Source organism: Streptomyces sp. NPDC052016 (genome assembly GCF_044548445.1).
Taxonomy (GTDB): Bacteria; Actinomycetota; Actinomycetes; order Streptomycetales; family Streptomycetaceae; genus Streptomyces.
Genome location: NZ_JBIUBX010000053.1, coordinates 1 through 19,484, shown reverse-complemented (window position 1 = coordinate 19,484; position 19,484 = coordinate 1). Strand labels below are relative to the sequence as shown.

The window sequence follows — 19,484 nt, the reverse complement described above, 5'->3', positions numbered from 1 at the left end:
CGCATCAGCGTGCTGTTCGCGATGCTCCGCGACGGCACCTTCTACGAACCCAGAACCCCACGCCTCGCTTGACGAAAGACATAGAGGCACCCCCCGCGAACACCAGGGCCGCACCCTCTACCTTCTGCCGCCCGAGACCGCCGAGGACGCCGAGAGCGCGCCGGCGTCGCCGCCTACGGGCTCCTGGCCCACACCCACGACGGCTACGGCGACTCCGAAGATCACGGACAGCCAATACGCCGTCCTGCCTGCGGCGAAGCAGGCCGCGGGACGCAGGCGATGACCGGTGCCACCCCACCGGGCTCGCCGGCTCATTACAGCACGGGGATACCCAACCCTCCGGTCCTGTCGAACCGCCGTTCTCCATACCTGAGCTGTCGGCCAGCGCACGGCGCCTGACCTGGCAGCAGCGCGCTGCCCTGCGGGTTCTCGCCCGGACGCCCAGCCGTGTCCGGCAGCGGAGCAACGGTTCGCACTTTGTGGACACCCAGACTTCGTCGCACATCGCGATGAGCACGTGGAACGCCCTTGAGCGCAAGGGCCTGGCGTACCGCGACCGCACCGCCGACCCCGCGTCTGTCATCGGTCAGCGGCTGGCACTGACCCACAAGGGACTGGCCGTCCTCAACCACCTTTCCCGCGCCACATACCCCTCCTCGGCGACCCAACTCTGGCCACCCGCGCCGCCGCCGCATTTCACCGCACGCCCCAGCGCCCCAGACGCTCGCGCACCCCGTGCCCGTCGCCGCTGACGGCCCGCGCACCTCAAGCCCCCTGCGCGACATTTCCGCCCGCCCCGTCCATTCCCAGCCACAGGGCGGGCCGAACCGCGGCGCCGCCAGCGCGACGTGGACGGCACACGGCTATCCCCTACTGCCCCCTTCCGGAGTCCCTCCGTGCTCAATCCGCCTCCTGCCACGAAGGTGTTGTCGGTCTCCGCCGCCGACGGCACTCCCCTGTCCGTCTACCGCGACATCCCCACTCACCCGCGATCCGACGGCGCGACGATCGTGCTGGTGCACGGCGCGTCGGTCACCGCGGACCTATGGCGCGTCCACGCCCGGCACCTGACCGGCCTCGGCTTCAGCGTCGTGCGCTACGACCAACGCGCACACGGCCGCAGCCCGCGCGGCGACGCACCGCTGACCATCGAGCAGCTCGCCGACGACCTGCACCAGATCATGCGCGCCCTCGCCCCTACCGGGCCGCTGGTGCTCGCCGGTCATTCCCTGGGCGCCCTCGTCCTGCAGGAATTCGCCGCCCTGCATCCCCAGCTCCTGCCCCGGATCCGGGGCGTGGTGCTGCTGTCGGCCACCGCCCACGGAGCGAGCGTTTTGCCCGGCCGCAGCCCGCGTGCCCTGCTTCTGGCCGCCGGACGCGGCCTGTTCGCCCTGGTCTGCACCCAGGCGCCCCGGGCCGTGGACCTGGTGCGACGCCTGCTGCCCGACACCCACCGCTACGCCCTCACCCCTCACCCCAGCGCCGAACAGGCCGAGGGACCGCCGCCGTGCCGCCACGGCGTACGCCACACCCATACCGCGGATCTCGCCGCGCTCTGGCAGTCCCTGCGCCACTACCGGGCACGGCACTTGCACGCGCTGGAGCACCTCGGCGGACGGCTGCTGCTGATGGCCGGCGCGGACGACCAGCACATCCCCGCCGCCCACACCGCACAACTGGCCGAGCGCCTGACCGCCGCCCGCCTGGAGATCGTCCCCCGCACCACGCACGCCCTGCCCATCCGCCACCCCGCACTCATCAGCGCCCGCATCGCCCACCTCGCCGCCGGGCCACACCCCCTCCCCCGCCTTGCCAAGGACCCGTCATTTCCGAACTCCCCACTTTCCGAGCCATTTCACTAGGCGCCGGCATTCAATCCAGCGCCATGCTCGCCCTGTCAGCGGAAGGCATCCTCCCCAAGGTCGACTACGCCATTTTCGCCGACACAGGCTGGGAACCCAGAGCCGTCTATGCCCACCTGGACCGCCTAGAACGCGAAATAGCCGAACCCGCAGGCATACCCATCCTCCGCGTCTCCTCTGGGAACATCCGCAAGGACGCCCTGGACCCGGAACACCGCTTCGCCTCCATGCCCCTCTACATCCTCAACAAGGATGGCAGACCCGGGATGACCCGGCGCCAGTGCACCGGGGAATACAAAATAAAACCAATCAAGAAGAAAGTCCGGGAACTCCTCGCCTACCCCTATCCGGCACGCGTCCCCAAGGGCATCTTCGTCGAGCAGTGGGTCGGCATCTCCACCGATGAATTCCATCGGGCCAAGGACGCCGACGTGCAGTACATGCGCAACCGGCACCCGCTCATCGACATGGGCTGGTCGCGGTCCGACTGCGTCCGCTACCTGACCTCGCTCGGCCTGGCCGACACCCCGAAATCGAGCTGCCTCGGATGCCCATTCCACGGCAACGCCCAGTGGCGCCATATCCGCGACACCTCCCCCGAAGAGTGGGAGGACGTGGTGGAGTTCGACGCGGCCATCCGCAGGGGAAATGCCCGCGCCAACGCCACCGGCGACAGGCTGCTGGGCGAGGCGTTTCTCCACCGCTCCCGCGTCCCGCTTAGCGAAGCCCCGATCGATCACGTCACCGCCGCTGAATGGGCAGCGATGCAGCAGGAACTCACCGACACCGAACCGGACCTTCAGGAGCTGGAGCAGGGCGTCATCGACGGCTGCTCCCCATGGGCCTGCCGCGGGGAAGTCGCACCAGTACAGGACGACTTCGGACGGGCTTCTTGATCCTGGACTTGTTTGCGGGACCGGGCGGATGGAGCCACGCACTTCACGTCCTCGGCGTACGGGATATCGGGCTGGAATGGGACGAATGGGCCTGCAAGACCCGTGCGGCAGCGGGGCAGTTGACCCTTCGCACGGACGTGGCCCTGTATCCCGTCCGGCCGTTCCTCGGACGGACCGTCGGGCTGATCGCGAGCCCGCCCTGCCAGGCGTGGTCGATGGCCGGTAAGCGCCTTGGCCTGGTGGACCAGCCGCTGGTGCACCAGGCGGTCGCGGACCTCGCGGCCGGGCGCGACACCCGCGCCAAGCTGCTCGCCGCCTGCCGGGACGAGCGCAGCCTTCTGGCCGCCGAGCCCATGCGCTACCTGCACGCCCTGAACACGGTGGGCGAACCAGAGTGGGTCGCCATGGAGGAGGTCCCCGACGTTCTGCCGCTGTGGCGGCAGTACGCGGCCATCCTCCGCCGCTGGGGATTCTCCGTATGGACCGGCATCCTCAATGCCGCCGACTACGGCGTGCCGCAGACCAGGCGGCGGGCGATCCTGCTCGCCTCCCGGATCCGTACGGCCGAACCGCCCCTACCGACCCATGCCCAGGTCGCCGAGCCCGAGTCACTGTTCGGGCCGGGCCGCGCCCGGTGGGTGTCCATGGCCGACGCCCTCGGCTGGGGCGCCACCGACCGGCCCGTGCCCACCGTGTGCGCCGGCGGCGGACCGGGAGGCGGCCCCGAGCCCTTCCCCTCCGGCTCCCGTGAGACACTCGCCAACGCCCGGGAGCGCGGTCTCTGGCGCCCGCAACGACCCGCCGCAGACGTGGTGCTCGAACCGCAGACTCGTGGAGCAGGCTGGACATCCAGACACGGCCCCCGCACCGCCACATCCGCGGATGCCCCGGCCCCCACCTTCACCAGTAAGGCCACGCACTGGAAGTGGTCACTACGCAGCAATAACCAGGCCAACGCCACCGTCCGCCGCGTGGACGAGCCCGCAGGCACGCTGTTCTTTGGTCACCGCGCGAACGAGTGCACCTGGATCGCCGAGCCTGCCGGCACTCCGCCAGAGAAAGGGACGGAGGCCGCGCCGGAGCCGATCCGGATCACGGCCCGGGAGGCCGGCGTCCTGCAGACCTTTCCCGCCGACTACCCGTGGCAAGGCAACAAGGGCCAGCAGTTCTCCCAGATCGGCAACGCCGTGCCCCCGCTGCTCGCCGGGCATCTCCTCGCCCCGCACCTGCGCGTGCCCCTCAACCCTGACGACTTCACCCTGGCCGCCTGATGCCACGCACCCCCGCCCCCGACGAGGACGACGACCTCGACGACCTGCCCGACACGCATCCGCCGCAGCCGGTGTACTACGCCGAGCAGGCCCTGCTCGGCGCCCTCCTCCTCGAGCCCCACCGGCTTGCCGACGTCACCGGGATCGAGCCCAACTCGTTCTCAAACTACGCGCACGGCGCCCTGTTCGCCGCGATCCGCGACCTGCCGGCCCCGGACCCGGTCCAGCACGCGCAGGACACGAGTTGGCTGAACGCGGTGCTCGCCGCCGCACGCGAGCACGCCCGCGGACTGACCGCCTCCTACCTGCACACGCTGATCCAGGTCTGCTCCTGGCCCCGCCACGCGTCCGCGTACGCGCGGATGATCGAGACCGAGCACGCCCGCCGCACCCTGCGCGCCCACGCAGAACGACTGGCCCTGACCGCGAGGGACGTCACGCTCCCGCAGCCCGTCACCGCGACCCTCGCCGCCGCCGACGCTCTCGCCCGATGCGTCGATGATCTGGCCGCCCGGTTCCCCCCACACCCCGGCTCCCTGCCCCGAACCCCCGCGCCACCGCCGGGGGACACGCACGACGGCCACGACGAGGAAGCCCTCGACGAGGAGCGGCTCCTGCTCGCGACCGCGACCGCGCATCCCGCCGAAACCGAGCAGATGCGGTGGCTGACCGTCCACGACTTCACCCAGCCCCTCCATGCCGGTCTGTGGCAGTGCCTGACCGCCCTGACCCGGCGCGGTGCCCCGGTCGACCCGGTCACCGTCCTGTGGGAGGCCCAGCAGCGGGGCCTGCTCACCACCGGCATCGAGCCGGCCCACCTGCTCGACCTCCTCGCGGGCACGGCCGGCTCTTCTCAGTACTGGGGCGAGCGCATCCTCCAACGGGCCGTCCTCCGGACCGCACGCGACGTTGGCCACCGCATCGAGGCGTTCACCGAGGATCCGGCAACAACCCCGTACCAGCTCGTCGTCGGAAGCCGCCGCGCGCTGGCTGATCTCCACGCGCTGCGCACCCGCTGGAACCACGCCAGCACGCCGACACTGACGGCCAGCCCCGCACATACCAGGGCCTCGGCGCCACCACGAGCGGGCCCACCGCGGACCACGGCTCCGTCTGCCTCGCGCATCTCCCGCTGACCCCGACCGCCTGCGGCCGGGCCCTCCGGCCCGGCCACAGGCCGAATCGAGCAACCCTCCTTGACGGCCCCCTCCATCGACGCGTACGTCCGCCTCGACACCCACCTCGCCCATCCCAGTGCTGTCACCGCCACCCTCACCGGCACGCAACACCGCACCGCCCATGCCCTTCTGACCACCCGCGGATTCGAGACCATCGACGAGCACACGCTGGTCCTCGCCCGCATCGACCACGAGGAGTCTCAATGGAGAAGTCAAGTTGGTTGCCCGCAGGCACTGACTCCGACCCCAACAGCCCTGTCGGTATCGCTTGCCTATTGAACGAAGCCTGGCTCGCCGGATGCCGCCGCCTTCGGGAAGGCTGCGCGCATGTGCCCGCGGAGTCGCAGGCTGTGAACTGGAGGCGTAGCGTGGCTACTGCTGGGACGCGTGAGCAGTAAACCGTCACCAGGAGGCGATCCAATGTCGAATTTCAGCGATCGCGAACCTTATAACCCCAGCGACAGAGCTTACGAAGGAAAAGAGGATCACGGGCGCCGCGATCCATTGGGGCGGTCACGATTCGAACAAGACAGAGACCGCATCCTTTACTGTTCCGCATTTCGTCGACTCGCTGGTGTTACGCAAACTTCCGCCGTAAGCGAAAGGCGCTTGCTTCATACCCGCCTTACACACAGTCTCAAAGTTGCTCAGATTGGTCGGCGAATATGCCAACGCCTCGCTAACGACAACCGTGATTTGGTTGCGGACGTCGGGTTGTATCCGGACGTCGTGGAAGCGGCTGGCCTCGCACATGACCTGGGGCATCCTCCGTTTGGACACGTTACAGAGAAGGAACTTGACGAGCAAACCAAGCGAGTATGCGGCGGGTTTGAAGGCAATGCACAGACGTTCCGCATTGTAACCAAGCTCGCTGTGCGCCGCGAGCCTCCGGAACGCGGCTTGGATCTCACTCGTGAAACGCTGAACGCCGTGCTTAAGTATCCGCTCCTACGGCCAGGAGAAGATGACGCTAAAGAAGCAGATCTCCCGCCGTGGACTAACAGAAGTTATGGCAGAAAGTGGGGATCATACAGTACCGAGAAACGCGACCTTCGCTTCGCCCGCCGTAGCGCGAGCGCTGCCGACCCTCACGTTCGGAGCCCAAATGCAATAATAATGGACTGGGCGGACGATATCGGGTTCGCCACGCACGATATCGACGACTACTTCCGCTCGGGAATGATCCCCCTGGAAAACCCTAAGCGGGACCTTGCGGGCATCATGGCTCACGCCGGCAAGCGCTACTCTGATTATCCGTATTTTGAATCAGATGACCTAGCTCAGGCGTATGAGGAAATTTGCAAGTTCGCCTTGCCTAGACCCTTCTCCGGCTCACGCATGGATCGATACTCAGTTCATCATTTCGCATCTACGATGATCAAGCGTGCTGTGGACGCTGTAAGCATTCAGGAAGATCCGCCATACATACACATTGGTGCCGACATCCAGTATCAGATCGAGGCACTGAAGGAGCTAACCTGGTACTACGTGATCGAGAGCCCTGCACTCGCGGTGCTACAGGAGGGCCAGCGCAGACTGGTAAATGGCCTATACGAAATGCTATATAGCTGGCTCAGCGGCTCGGGGGTCAGCCATAAGAGCCCCAGCGCGCGAATCCCCGTGGGACTAAGCTCTATCATCAAGGGCTTGGTTGAGGATGAGGATGCCGCAGGGTTGAGTCGGGACGCGCGAAATTCCCGGGCGGTATGCGACTACATCTGCACCCTCACAGAGGACCAAGCACTAGACATTTACGAGCGAATGTACGGCACCTATCGCGGGTCCCTGTTCGGCGCATGGTATTAAGACCGTGTCCTACATGGTCAGTTTGAGGAGCCGCCGCACCCGAACTGTCGTGACATTGCGTGATCGTCGGAGCGGCGGCTGAGTGCGGCCTGCCTGCGCTGGCGCCCGTCCAACCCCAGATATGTGAAGGCTCGGCACGCGCGAGTCGATGCGGACGCAACCCCGGCCTGGCGCACAGATTCTTCCCAACCTACGAATGAACCGCCCGCTACCAGTACGGATGAGACGTTCGATGACCTGGAAGAACGAGATCTCCTGGGGCGACGTCGCGGCGGTGGCCGCCGTGCTGCTGGCGATGTGGCAACTGGTCTCGTCCAGCCGGGCGTTGATTCGGGAGCGGCGGGCGGACTCATACCTGGAGCAGCTGGCCCAGATCTCCGTGGACCCGCTGGAGAGCGGCGGCACCCATGCCAATCCGGACCTGTCGGCGCGGATCCGTTTTCTGCCTGAGTCCGAGTTCCCGATGCCGCTGCTTCGGGCATGGGCGCCGACGCGGTTCGCTCCTGACGGCGAGGCCCCGTTGTGGCAGAGGTACCAAGCTGCCGGCACACCGTACGGGACGGATGACAACGGCCTGGCTCGCTGGTTGCGGGAGCAGGGCCGGGCTGAGGTGGACGCCGCAGTTGCCCATGTTCTGGAGATGCGAGTCGGTCGGCTGCGTCGCGTGTGGCGGTGCTGGCGCAGCTCGTAGAGGCGCTCGGCAGCGGCTCATCAGCTTTCAGGATTTCGCCGATTTCAGGCATCTCCTTCGCCTTCATGGAGGCACATGGCCTCTGCAGGGTCCTCAGCGTTTAACACGACCACGGACTGCCAGGAGGACTAGGGCCAGCAGCACCGGCTCAACCAGGCGAGAAGCCATCTCGATGTAGGTACCGGCCACGGTCAGGCCCTGCCCGGCCGACCGGAAGACCACCGAGTTGACAGCGGTCCGCGCGGCCCGCTCTGCCCGTTGCCAGCTGAACCGGTCGGGCAACGGGCCGGGCGCTGCGCCGCCGACAGTCCGCGCCTTGGTAGTCAGGGTGATCACCTTCCCCTCGGTCAGCGTCCCGGTAGTGCGCTGCCCCGCGGACTGGGTCGGCAGCCCCAACAGCATCAGTAGTACGACGGTCAGCCCCATAGCGACCATCAGCCAGGCCAGGGCTCGGGAGGCCCGCAGCCCGTAGCCGGAGACGGCCCAGTAGAGGTTCAGCAGTACCCGCTCGCCCCGTGGGCGGGCACGGTCGTGGCGGCGCATCTCCATCTCGCCGTAGTAGAAGTCCACCGCGTCCGGCTCGTTCTTGGCGTCCTCCGTGGCCTTTCGCAACGCCCGGTAGACGGACGCCAGTTCGTCCGGGCCCGGGGTCAGGGCCTCCTTTGGGTGGTGAGGGCCGGGCTTCCAGCCGCGTGGTGGATCCGGGTTGCCGGGGGGCAGGGCGCGCCAGTGGTGCTCCTCGGCTAGCACCCGTCGCTGGGTCCACCGCCAGCGTTTTGGGGGGTCGGCGAATGTGCAGTTCCCTTCGATGCGCAGCTGGTCGAGGTGGAAGGCACCGGTGAACCGGCAGTCGGTTAGGTCGGTGTCGGTCAGGACTAGGTGGGCGGCGTCCACACCGTCCACCGATTTGATCCGCACCCTGGGGTTTGCGCCAGTGCTGGCCATTGTGCTCTCGTCCACCGCCACGACGAGCTTGGTGGTAACGGAGCCGGACCGCTTCGTGCCGATGATGCTGGTGAAGGAGTCGGCGTGGAAGGTGACGGCGACCGGCGCGGAGAGCACCGCGTCACTGAGATCCACGGTCGCGTAGCGCAGGCGCAGGGCTGCCGTCGACGCCCACCGCGTCCGTGCACAATTCACCTCACGTGCTGCGATTTCCATCGTCACCGGCGCCTCGAACACCGCTCCGGAAAGATCAACCTGCTCCTTGCATACCAGCGGTCCGAGCACTGGCTGCGTTGCAAATAGAGCCGAACTAAATTGGGCCGCGTGTTCGAATGTGGCCCGATCGAACGTGGCTTCGCCGTGGAATCTCGCCCGCTCGAACTGGGCCTCTCCTTGGAACTTCGCTTCGGTGAACGCAGCTGCACCGTTGAACGTGGCCTTCTCGAACCAGGCGGCCTCGGCAAAGGTCGACTTGTAAAACGCGGCGTAGCCGAAGAACCTCGCCCCTTGGAACCAGGTGGCCCCGGTGAATGTTGCCGAGAAGCGGGCAGCTCCGGCGAACATCGCGCTGCCGAACGAGGCACGGCCGAAGAACGTCGTCCCGTCGAAATTGGCTTTGCCGCTGAAGGTCGCCTCGTCGAAATTGGCGTCGTTTTTGAACAGTGCCCCGTCGAACTGGGCAGCGCCAAGGAGGGGTTGCTCGTTGGGCGCGACGCGAAGGGCCCCGAGTAGAGCTCTCAGGAGGGGCTCGTCGAAGGGGGTGCCGCGGTGGTCGATGTCGGCGCCGGGAGCCAGCCCGGCGATGTACATGGCGCGGTCGGAGTCAGTGAGGTGGGCCAGACATGCGGTGTGACCAGGTACGTGGACGCCCCGGCAGCCGACCGGATCAGTCGCCAGGTCCGCGCCGTGCCCGCAGTAGGGCCAGTTTGGGGGCCCGGGAACCAGCATGGCCGCAGAGTGCCTGAACCAAAGGCGTCTTCTCTGTCTTCCACACCGCGCATTCGGGTGATAGAGCCAGCACGGCCACGGTTTGGTTCGCTACTCGTCGGGGGTTGACAGACCATGTAGCTCATCCGACACGATCCACGGCGACATCCCCACACCGGGCTGCACGCTCAACGTAGTCGGGCTGTTTCTTGCGCTGTCAGGAACTCGAACACTGCACCAGGGTTACCGAGGCGGCAGGAACGGCGAATTCCACGGGCCCACTAGGGCAATCTTTGACCACAATCTTCATTGTCGCCGAGCTTGAAGATACACCTTCGTCATCAAGTTCCGCTCGTACCGGATTTCTAATCCCATCACACCTTGTCAACAAGTCCACTCTGAGTAGGGCGGTCAGTGGCACCACGTTGCCGTCACTCAACATGGTCGAGGAGATCGCCCGGGCATGCGGCGCCGATGTAAACGTCGGCAGACGACTGCATCAAAAAGGACTGTGGGAGCTCAGAATCAGGCAGATGCTCCAGGGTGAGAAGAGGACTCCACGGGACATGGTGGTGACACCTGCTGACTTATGGAACGCGCTCGTATCACAGTACGCAGTCTCTGGACTCACTTACCGAAGGGCAGAAGAGAAGGCGAAGCGCCTGGCTGCTAGAGGTGTGATTGAGCGGCCGATCAGTCGTTCCACCTTCCACAACTTCGTCACTCGACGTGCCTCTCCTACGCGAACGATCATGTTTGCCGTTCTCGCGGTCAGCGATGTTCCCCAGGAGGAGTGGCCGCAGTGGGAGTCGGCCTGGCGTATCGCGCGGATGGAAATCGTTCGGCAGGCAGCCCGGGATGGATCACCGGCCGCGCGCGAGTACCTGGGGCGTGAGCCCGAACGGCTCCTGAAACCCTATGGGATTCCCTGGAACGACTGAGGCACTGATGCGGTGTCAACGAGTTAGGCCCACTTACCACAAAAAGTGGGTCTGACTCGTGCGCCGTGACGTTATCGGTCCCTTCTCGGCTGAATAGTGCGTGGCATAGAAGGCTGCGGTCCTCCGAGCCCTCTAGCCGCCGTCGCGGCCACAGCGCCGTTTCGTGCGGTATGACCAGCGCGGGGGTCACTGTGGGCAAAGTCTGGTGGAGGGGCTAGCCGAGCTGTTCTCCCAGGCGGTACGAGAAGCGCAGCGCGCCGCCCTCCTCCCGGAACAGATCGCGGCCTCGCGCGCTGAAGGGATTGGGGAGCATCGCCACCCTGAGCCGGGAGGGTTCCAGGACCGACGTGACCATGAGGATCCGCCAACGGTCGCTGCTGGTGTTCCGCTGGGCCATCCGGACCTCGCTTTCGCCGAGCTCAATCTGGCCTCCCTCGCCCTGACTGGCTTTGACTTCGAACAGCAAGGGCTGACGGCCGCTGCCGACACGGAAGTCGTATCCAAGCCCGTCGTCCCCAGGGAGTCCGGGGAAGAACTTCCTGCGGTTCGTCGATACCCAGCTGGTTTCGTTAGCGGCCGAGTAATTGCGGCAGAGCCACTGGTAGGCGAACCATTCTCCGGCGTAGCCAATCGCCTCTCGTTGCGCGGTCGACAGCCTTCGGGGCTCTCCTCTGCCAGCGCCACCACGGCCGGAGGGCGATGCTCCCCGTCGCCCCGGCCCCATGGGAGTCAGCGAGGCGAAGACGTTGCGGTTGCCGAGGAGCTGCGGATCCGCATCGAGCGCTCGCTGGAGCTCGGCGGTGAGTTCGCCGAAGTCACCAGTGTGTACATCGAGCTCCTTCCTGCCGATGGTGACGATCCGCTGGCGGTGTTCGCGCTGTGCCCGTGCCGAGTCGGCAGCCGTACGACCGTTTTCGAGTTCGGCGGCTGTCACGCCCTGGACGGCAGGGTCCGCGCTGACATGCATGCCAGCGGGCCAGTGCCCGAGCGCCGCAAGCCAGGCGGCGATGTCATCGGGTCCGAGCAGACGGAAGTCCAGCGCGCCGGCCTCGTCGAGGAGTTCAGTCACCGCCTCCGCCGGATCTCCCTGGTCGAGTGCGGCGGGCAGCGGAAGGTGGCAGGCGCGGATCAGGGCGACCAGGTCGGGTACGACCGTCCTGATGGCCGCTCGGTTCCGGGGAAGCAGGGCCGTATAGGCAGGGAGGTCCGCACCCTCCGCTGGGAGTCGCGAGCCCAGCCGCTCGGCGAGGACCTCCTCCACCCAAGCGCCTACCTGCTGCGGTGTCGCCGTCTCCAGCGTGGTGTTCCACTCCGCGGGGGGTTCGATTCCCTCCAGGGTGCGCAACTGCCGCCAGTCCGGCTGAGCCTCACGGGCGTCGAATCGCCGGAGCCGAGCCAGTCGGAGACGGTCGAGAAGCGCTCCCCGATGCCGCTGCAGATGCTTCTCGATCGCCTCCCGGTGGGCGTCCACGTGGCTGATGACGGTGTGAGGAGGAGCCAGCCCGGCCAGGGTGGCATTGAACTCCGCGAACCCGACGCCGAGCACTTCACGCAGTTCGTCGATGTCGCGTGCCCGCCGCGCCTTGGTCAGGAGCACGCTGGCCTCCACCGGCAGTTCCGCCGCGTGTGCCTCAAGCGCCTCCTGGAACTCCCTGGTGTCGCAGGGAGGTGGTTCGACTAGGGCGTCGCCCCGCCGACGTCCCAGGAAGTGAACCAGGAACGGATAACAGCGGTGGACGACGGCGGCGGTTGTGCCATCACAACGCTGCACGGTTTCGGCGAACTGGTGCGGGGACAGACCGAGTGCCTGTCCAAGCTGCTCCTCCCCCGGCTCGTGGAGATCGGCGTGCAGGTGTTCCAGCTCGCGGGCCACCAGTCTCAGCCGGACACCGAGGTCGGGGCGGCCGGTCAGGTGGGCGACGGGCTCGGCGAGCCGGGCCACCGCGTTCCAGTCTTCGGGCTGGGCCCGCTGCAGGAGCAGAGGGCGGTCGTCGTCGGGCAGCGGCAGAACTCCGCCGAGCCGGTCCGGCAACGCCACCTCTTCTTCGTCAAGCCGGATCTCCAGCGTCCGGTAGGTACGCAAGCCGATCCGCCGGACGCCCGCGACCAGCTCCGCAAGGGACGTTTCGGTCGGCCGGATCCCTGTCGGACTGTGATCGGCCAAGGCCGCTAGCACCAAAGGCAGCCAGGGCAGCACGGAGACGAGCGGTGTCCCAGTCTCCGACCGGTCCAATGGCTCCTCGTCGACGGCGACTTCCAACCGAGCCTCGTCCACGTGACGTACTGACCGTGCTCCGCAGCGCCCGAGCAGATCGACGATCTCCCTGGCTAGGCCCGGCACCACGAGCAGCGAACGTTCCATCTCCTGGGTGATGCGGGTCTTGACGCTTGCCCGCTCATCTGTGACGTAAAGCTTGCTGTTCCCATCGCGCAGGGCGGCGAAGGGCACGGCGACCAGCAGCTCTCCCGACTCCGCGAGCAGGGCACCTTGAGTGAAGGGCGGACTGCCGGACGCGGCGGACGTGCGAGCTCGAGTGACCAGGGACCGCCACGCGTACTCGTTCGCGCGTTGCACCGCGGGGCGGTCTTCGGGCCCGACCGCGCGTTCGGCGACGAAGTCGGCCAAGGCCGCCACAAGCCTGCCGCTGTCCCTGGGATCGTTCCACGTCGGAAGGCCGTACGACCGCAGCTTCGCCACCACCTCCGGGGTTTCCAGCAGGGAGCTCACCTGGCGAGCAATCGTCGGCGCGAATAGGGGCTCCTCCTCCATGCTGGGTGGGCAGTGCCAGGCTTCCTGGGGGCGTACGAAGCGCACTGCGCGGCCGCGGCCGCGCACTGGAAGCCAGGGTTGCTCCCGTATGAAGGCGTCCAGCGGAGTGGGTACTTCCTGGGGGTCCTTGTTGCCTGGCCGGTCCCTGAGCCAGGTGCTGGTGAAGCAACTGGCCTGCCAGCGCGCCAGACCGTGCAGCACGAGTCGGGCAAAGGCGAGGCGGGCGGGCTCGCTCAGTTGGCCGACGATCTCCTGGCCCGGGAGCCGCCAGGCAGGGCTCCCCTTGTACGGCGTGTAGGGGTACTGGGCAGTTTCGCTGTCGCGGTGGATGTGTGGCTGCCATTGCTCCGCCACGGCGACGGGCACCTTCGCCATGCGCACCAGTGCGGCGGGTGTCAGTTGCGAACCCTCCGCCATGGGGTCGGCGGTAGGCGTGGAGACCGGACGGAAACCGTCGGTGACGCCGAGCTCGGCGAGAAACACTCGCCAGTCTCCCTCTGTATCCCTACGGCGCAGGAACGCGGCCGGCGTCGCGATGAACTGCCGGGCGAGCGAGCGCAGAGACGCGCTTTCCTCGCGCCCCTCATCCGCCACACGCGCCAGATCCTCCCCCATGGAGCCGGACCATCCCGGCCCGAACTTGCCACTGGCCGCCGGGATGAGCGGTCCGTCAGCCGACGGCACGTACAGACCGAGGTCGCGCAGGCGCAGCGCACCGGAGGACTGACGAGAACAGTGCAGATGGAAGACGAAGCGCAGGGCCTGATCGCGCAGCCTTCGGTCCTTGCTCTGCGAGAGTGCGTGCCGTACGTGCTCCAGCAGGCCCGCCGCGTCGAACCGGCGTACGAGACGATGCTGTTCCAGGAAGAGGCGGGCCTGTTGCCGGCGGACTTGCCCTTCGCTTTCGATCCAGGTTAGTCCCGGGTGCAGATAGAACAGCCGCTTGCTCAGGGCTGGGGGTACCGCCAGGTCGCCGTCGGGACCGGCGGCCGTGGCGCCGGAGGGATCGGAGAGCCCCCTGGCTGGCGGGAAGAACGCCTGGCGTCGGGATCGGCGGCGTGCCTTGGCAGGGGCGGAGTCGACCGCTGCCGTGCCGTTCGTACGCTCCAACGTCCTGTCGGCCGTCAGCAGCAATCTGCGGCCTTGCAGCACCCGGCCGCGGCTTTCGAAGAGGTGGGGCAGATCCGTGTACACACCGTCCCAAACGTCGACGGGGTCGTCGGGCCCGGGAAGCGGCAGCGTGGCCGCGATCCGCTCGACATGGCCGGCGAGTGCGTCCGCTGACGGTTCCAGCGGGCATCGCAGAGCTTCGCAGAGCTTGGCCAGGCGTACGCGCGGCCCACGCGGCAGAGCTGTGTCGACCACCGCCAGGCCAGCTTCACATGCCGCCCGGGCGGTGAGCACCGACAGATCCACCTCAGGCCACAGAACGACGGCTCGAGGCGCTGCCCACGCCGGCGAGGATCCGGCAGGACCGAGCATCGGCACGATCGGTGTGTCGGCGAGCTCTCGCCCCTGAATACGCCGGGAGGCAGCGGCCAGCCGCCCGGCCCACTTCGGCTGCCAGCTCACCAGGTCCACCGCCAACCGGGCCGCGTCAGGTGCTGCGCTGTCTCGGAGCGCCGTGGCGGCGGTGAGACAGGTCTCCGCCACGGCGTCGAGAAGCATGGTGTTGAGCGGGTGTTCCCCGTCGTAACCCGTGCGGTCGGTCTTGGTGTAGAGCGGCGCGTTGAGATGGCCGGCCAGTGGAGCGGCCACGTCATCGCCGAGCGGCAGGAAGGTGTACACACGCCCGGATGAGGCCGACACAACCGACAGGGCGATCTCGATGACAGCAGGCTTGGACCACTGGGTCCAGGAGTCGTCCAGCCCCTCGTCGTCGACGGCCTCCGCGACCGCGGCCCTCAACCTGGCAGCAGGCACCGTGCCGCGCACGAGCACGAATCGGCCGGCCGGTCCGAGATCGACCTGCGTCAGCGACACAGCCGGTGCAGCACCTGCGGCCGGAACGTCCAGCACCGCGGGCAGCCGCTCCTCGCGGCGCGTCAGTTCGGTCCGCTCATGCACGTCACCGGCACGCCGCTCCAGCACCAGACGCTCAAGGCGCTCCAGGAACAGCATGGGCGGAGCGCCTGAGCCGGCCAGCTCATCGATCCGCCGGCGTACCTCGCCGCATGCCGTCTCGCTGCGCAAGGGCAGCCGGATCACGGTGACATGGCCAGCCAGGGCCAGCTTCGCGCAGGTCTCGGGGACCGCGGACACCGGGAACGGGAGCTGGAATGGCGGAAACTCCTCGGTCGCCCGGCGCACCAGCTCGGCGTCGGCCAGCAGCAGGCTCAGGTCGTCGGGCGTGGCGAAGCGGAAGCAGTATCCGTCTAGCACCGCCGGGGTGCCGCCGTCGGGCCTGCCGCTGTAAATCTCGGGCGCCGCGCTGATCTGCAATACGCTGCGGAACCCGACGCCCTTGTTGCCGATTCCCTCGCCCACCACCTTGTCGCTGCAGGAGAGCTTCGACACCGAATCCACACGGTCCCAGGTGAAGGGGTTGCCGGCGTTGGCGACATAGAGAGTGCCGTGCTCGCCTTCCTCCTCGTCGAGCAGGACGTGCACTCGCCCGTCATCCCGGTCATCGGGGTGCGCGTCATGAGCGTTCTGCAGCAGTTCCAGGAGGAAGCGCCCTCTGTAGTCGCGAGCGGTGCTCCGGGATAGGCCGCGCAGCTGCTTGCCCGGCTGCCACCTACGCGTGTGCTGCCACTCGTCCAGCACCTCCCGGGTGTACGTCATCAGTTGTGCGGTGAACTCGCTGCCGTAGCCAACTGAGCCATCGGCCCCCCGTAGCGCCCACGTCTCCCCAAGCTGACCCAAGTCGACAGCAGCCACGTATGCCCCCCTCTGCCCCGTCTATGCAGAGACTCTAGCGGGGGCCCCAGGCAAGAGGGACGGCCTTACGAGAAGCATGGGGTGTACCCGCGATTCACTGCTCTGCCGTCCCGAACGACCGCTGCTTCCTGAGCGCGTCACTGTTGTTTTCGGCCGCTGGCGCCAGACGTCAATGCCAGGGCGCGCCTACTGCTGGGTCGGATAGAGATCACTTTCGGACCACATGACGATGGCCTCCGCAATGGCGGTGCCGCCTGCGTCCCCGAGCAGGACTGCGGAACGCAGCGTCAGTCAGCGCCTCCACGCGCCTGACGGCCGCCGATGTAGCCGACCGGCCACGGCTGCACGCGCCATCCGATAGCGTAACGCCGTGATCACGGGCGAGCTCAAGAGCAAGATGGACCGCGTCTGGGATGCGTTCTGGTCTGGTGGGATCTCGAACCCACTGGAGGTGACAGAGCAGATCACGTACTTGCTATTCATCAAGCGGCTGGACGAGATCCAGACCCGCAAGGACGAACAGGCGAACCGTTCTGGCAAGCCTGATCCGAACCCTCTTTTCACTGAGGACCAGCAGGAACTGCGCTGGCACAACCTCAAGTCCCGCGACTCCGAGGTCATGTACGGCATCGTCGAGCAGGGTGTCTTCCCCTATCTCCGCACGATGGGCGGCGACGACTCCACGTACTCCCACCACATGCGCGACGCCCGTTTCACCATCCCGACCCCCAACCTGCTGGCCAAGGTCGTCGACCTGGTGGACACCATCTCGATCGAGCCGAGTGGCAACGGGGGAGACATCTACGAATACATGCTGGCGAAGTTCGCGACGGCTGGCCAGAACGGCCAGTTCCGCACACCGCGCCACATCATCGACCTGATGGTCGAGATGACCCGGCCGAAGCCGGACGACGACGTCTGCGACCCGGCATGCGGCACGGCCGGCTTCCTGGTCCAGACGGCGTCGTACGTGAAGCGCGAGCACGCGAAGGCACTCCTGGACGCGGAGCAGCAAGCGCACTTCCACACGAGCATGTTCCACGGCTTCGACTTCGACTCCACGATGCTGCGCATCGGCTCGATGAACATGCTGCTGCACGGCATCGAGAACCCGGACATCCGCTACCGCGATTCGCTTGCGGAGTCGGCGGCAGGCGAGTCGGAACGCTACTCCCTGATCTTGGCGAACCCGCCGTTCGCCGGCAGCCTGGACTATGAGTCCACGGCGGCGGACCTGCTGCGCTTGGTGAAGACCAAGAAGACCGAACTTCTCTTCCTGGCCTTGTCCTTGAGGATCCTCAAGCCCGGCGGCCGCGCGGCGATCATTGTCCCGGACGGCGTCCTCTTCGGTTCGACGAAGGCGCACAAGGAGCTGCGTCGGATGCTGGTTGAGGACCACAAACTGGACGGCGTGGTGAAGCTCCCGAGTGGAGTTTTCAAGCCGTACGCGGGGGTCTCGACTGCGATCCTGCTGTTCACCCGCACGGATACCGGAGGTACGGACAACGTCTGGTTCTACGACGTACAGGCGGACGGCTTTAGCCTCGATGACAAGCGCAACCCGCTCCTCCCGGAGGACCGCCAGGGCGTTCGGCCTGCGGCTGGCTCCCTGTCAGAGAAGGAGCACACCAAGAACAACCTCCCGGATGCCCTCTCTCGCTGGTTCAACCGCGGCGGCTCTGAGTGCAGCCGCGCGCGTTCGGAACAGAGCTTCTGCGTCCCGAAGTCGGACATCGTCGCCCAGGGGTACGACCTGAGCCTGAACCGCTATGCCGAACGGCCTCGGTACCTCACGGCTGGCAGGCGGGTAACCATGGCTGACCTTATAGGCACTGGTCTTCTTGCAGAAGGCATGCAGCTGGCCTTCGAGCGTGCAGGGGCGAACTACACCGCCAGAGTGACAGCTGAGGGTTCGCTCGAACTAGCTGGCGGCCAGAAGTTTCCATCCCCCAACCGGGCTGCGGCCGCAGCGGTCGGCGAAGGGGCTATTGATGGCTGGCAGGCATGGGCTCTGGAAGACGGTACAACGCTAGACCAGCTGCGCCAACAATTCCTAAACACGCCAGCCGTGGGTATCCCCAGCCCCGACGTCGCCGAATTGGCCAACCACAGACTGGCCGCATCGCCCAATTTCGCTGCAGCCCTCCCGTCCGTCACGGTGCAAAAAAATTGCGCAACGCGGCATCCCGAAAGCACAGAAGACGCCCAGCAGATTCAATCGATCAACGAACCGGCCCGAGACGAAGACGAGGATGCGCCCGTGGTCGGCCTGACCGTTGGAGACTTGCCCTCCGCTCTTGGCGGTGTCGTCTTTGTGTCCCCGTCCGCGACATTCGATGAAGCCATCACCCGGATGGTGATCAACGACTATTCTCAGCTTCCTGTTCTATCGGGGCGCAATCTTCGAGGGGCCGTGACGTGGCAGTCGATCGCCCGGGCGCGCCACGCCAATAACAATCCACCGTTCCCCCGAGCTATAGTCCAAGCTCGCGAAGTATCATACAACCAAGACCTCATTGACATCCTCCCGATTCTTGCGGAATTCGAATTCGTCCTTGTCCGAAACCAGAGCAATGAGATTGCAGGGATCATAACTGCGAGCGACGTGGCAGCCGCCTACGGAGCCATGGCCACCCCGTTCTTTCTTATCGGTGAATTGGATAAGCGACTGCGCCAGGTGCTCGCCTCTTCTATTGAGTTTCCTGAAGTCCAGGTCCTGTGCGATCCGGAGGGCAACCGGAGCATCAAGGGATTTAACGACCTGTCGATCGGGGACTATCAGCGCGTCCTAGAAAATAAGGAAGCATGGGAGAAAGTCGGCTGGTCGCTGGATCGAAAGATCTTCATCGAGCGTCTCGATGAGATACGGCAAATCAGGAACGACCTCATGCATTTCAATCCCGAACCATTGCCCCACAACTCCACTCATAAGATACGACACATGATCAACGTGCTACGAGAGTACGGAAACTGAATGCCCGCGGCGTCACAGCGAACTGGGCCGGCCCGAAGGGCGAGGACGGCTGGGCGTGCCTACTCTCCGAAAACCACCAAGGTCTTCGATGTCCAAGAGAACGCGGCGCTGAGGCCGACCTCACGACGAAGTGTTCGACGGGCGGTAACGCAACCCCCTCAGCGTGATCAACCGAGGGCACGTGGCGGGTCAGCCTGAGTCATTGCGCTGGCTTCGGCCGACCCGCGGAGATTTAGACGTCATCTCATTTGGCGAGTCTGCGGTAGCAGATGAGGCTGCAGGCGATGGCGGTGAAGGCCAGGAAGTGCTCGGCCTTGCGTTCATAGCGGCGGTGCAAACGGCG

At 66.5% G+C, this 19,484-nt stretch carries 11 protein-coding genes and 1 pseudogene; 9 read left to right on the top strand and 3 right to left on the bottom strand.

Annotation, left to right across the window (positions count from 1 at the left end; translation table 11 throughout):
• Window positions 1-896: 896 nt before the first annotated feature.
• The 7 genes from ACIHAR_RS39120 (at window position 897) to ACIHAR_RS39090 (ending at window position 7,704) form a co-directional block, all read left to right on the top strand.
• Entirely contained in the window at window positions 897-1,862 is a 966-nt protein-coding gene (locus ACIHAR_RS39120) for an alpha/beta fold hydrolase (protein ID WP_400024027.1), read from the top strand.
• A gap of 23 nt (window positions 1,863-1,885) precedes the next feature.
• Window positions 1,886-2,758, top strand: a complete 873-nt coding sequence (locus ACIHAR_RS39115; RefSeq protein ID WP_400024025.1) for a hypothetical protein — start codon at window positions 1,886-1,888, stop codon at window positions 2,756-2,758.
• Window positions 2,701-4,029: a DNA cytosine methyltransferase gene (locus tag ACIHAR_RS39110; RefSeq protein WP_400024024.1), complete on the top strand. Its 1,329-nt coding sequence runs from the start codon at window positions 2,701-2,703 to the stop codon at window positions 4,027-4,029. Before ACIHAR_RS39115 ends, ACIHAR_RS39110 begins: the two co-directional genes overlap by 58 nt.
• A complete protein-coding gene (locus ACIHAR_RS39105) occupies window positions 4,029-5,165 on the top strand; it encodes a DnaB-like helicase N-terminal domain-containing protein (protein WP_400024023.1) in 1,137 nt (378 codons plus the stop codon). The genes ACIHAR_RS39110 and ACIHAR_RS39105 overlap by 1 nt, the downstream gene beginning before the upstream one ends.
• 60 nt (window positions 5,166-5,225) lie before the next feature.
• The gene (locus tag ACIHAR_RS39100) at window positions 5,226-5,486 is read left to right on the top strand and encodes a hypothetical protein (protein WP_400024021.1); all 261 of its coding nucleotides are present in this window, start codon (window positions 5,226-5,228) and stop codon (window positions 5,484-5,486) included.
• 141 nt (window positions 5,487-5,627) lie between these two features.
• Window positions 5,628-7,013, top strand: a complete 1,386-nt coding sequence (locus tag ACIHAR_RS39095) for a deoxyguanosinetriphosphate triphosphohydrolase family protein (protein ID WP_400024020.1) — start codon at window positions 5,628-5,630, stop codon at window positions 7,011-7,013.
• A gap of 232 nt (window positions 7,014-7,245) precedes the next feature.
• Window positions 7,246-7,704 carry a hypothetical protein gene (locus ACIHAR_RS39090; protein ID WP_400024018.1) on the top strand — a complete coding sequence of 153 codons (459 nt, stop codon included), beginning with the start codon at window positions 7,246-7,248 and terminating at the stop codon, window positions 7,702-7,704.
• A gap of 93 nt (window positions 7,705-7,797) precedes the next feature.
• Here ACIHAR_RS39090 and ACIHAR_RS39085 read toward each other — a convergent pair whose 3' ends face one another.
• Window positions 7,798-9,459: a pentapeptide repeat-containing protein gene (locus ACIHAR_RS39085; RefSeq protein WP_400024016.1), complete on the bottom strand. Its 1,662-nt coding sequence runs from the start codon at window positions 9,457-9,459 to the stop codon at window positions 7,798-7,800.
• A 557-nt stretch (window positions 9,460-10,016) separates the two neighbouring features.
• Here ACIHAR_RS39085 and ACIHAR_RS39080 point away from each other — a divergent pair.
• Window positions 10,017-10,517 carry a hypothetical protein gene (locus tag ACIHAR_RS39080; protein ID WP_400024014.1) on the top strand — a complete coding sequence of 167 codons (501 nt, stop codon included), beginning with the start codon at window positions 10,017-10,019 and terminating at the stop codon, window positions 10,515-10,517.
• A gap of 214 nt (window positions 10,518-10,731) precedes the next feature.
• On the opposite strand, the gene ACIHAR_RS39075 is transcribed toward ACIHAR_RS39080, so the two are convergent.
• A complete protein-coding gene (locus ACIHAR_RS39075) occupies window positions 10,732-16,167 on the bottom strand; it encodes a sacsin N-terminal ATP-binding-like domain-containing protein (RefSeq protein WP_400024012.1) in 5,436 nt (1,811 codons plus the stop codon).
• A gap of 370 nt (window positions 16,168-16,537) precedes the next feature.
• On the opposite strand from ACIHAR_RS39075, the gene ACIHAR_RS39070 reads away from it, so the two are divergent.
• Complete coding sequence (locus tag ACIHAR_RS39070) at window positions 16,538-19,141, top strand: N-6 DNA methylase (protein ID WP_400024010.1); 2,604 nt, start codon at window positions 16,538-16,540, stop codon at window positions 19,139-19,141.
• Window positions 19,142-19,385: 244 nt separating this feature from the next.
• On the opposite strand, the pseudogene ACIHAR_RS39065 reads toward ACIHAR_RS39070, so the two are convergent.
• A pseudogene (locus ACIHAR_RS39065) lies at window positions 19,386-19,484 on the bottom strand (IS5/IS1182 family transposase); the annotation flags it as partial.

What these genes read in the sequence shown, in the direction of transcription:
- ACIHAR_RS39095 (WP_400024020.1), top strand. Translation starts at nt 5,628, where the DNA reads ATGTCGAATTTCAGCGATCGCGAACCTTATAACCCCAGCGACAGAGCT.
- ACIHAR_RS39090 (WP_400024018.1), top strand. Translation starts at nt 7,246, where the DNA reads ATGACCTGGAAGAACGAGATCTCCTGGGGCGACGTCGCGGCGGTGGCC.
- ACIHAR_RS39085 (WP_400024016.1), bottom strand. Translation starts at nt 9,459, where the DNA reads ATGTACATCGCCGGGCTGGCTCCCGGCGCCGACATCGACCACCGCGGC.
- ACIHAR_RS39080 (WP_400024014.1), top strand. Translation starts at nt 10,017, where the DNA reads ATGGTCGAGGAGATCGCCCGGGCATGCGGCGCCGATGTAAACGTCGGC.
- ACIHAR_RS39105 (WP_400024023.1), top strand. Translation starts at nt 4,029, where the DNA reads ATGCCACGCACCCCCGCCCCCGACGAGGACGACGACCTCGACGACCTG.
- ACIHAR_RS39110 (WP_400024024.1), top strand. Translation starts at nt 2,701, where the DNA reads ATGGGCCTGCCGCGGGGAAGTCGCACCAGTACAGGACGACTTCGGACG.
- ACIHAR_RS39115 (WP_400024025.1), top strand. Translation starts at nt 1,886, where the DNA reads ATGCTCGCCCTGTCAGCGGAAGGCATCCTCCCCAAGGTCGACTACGCC.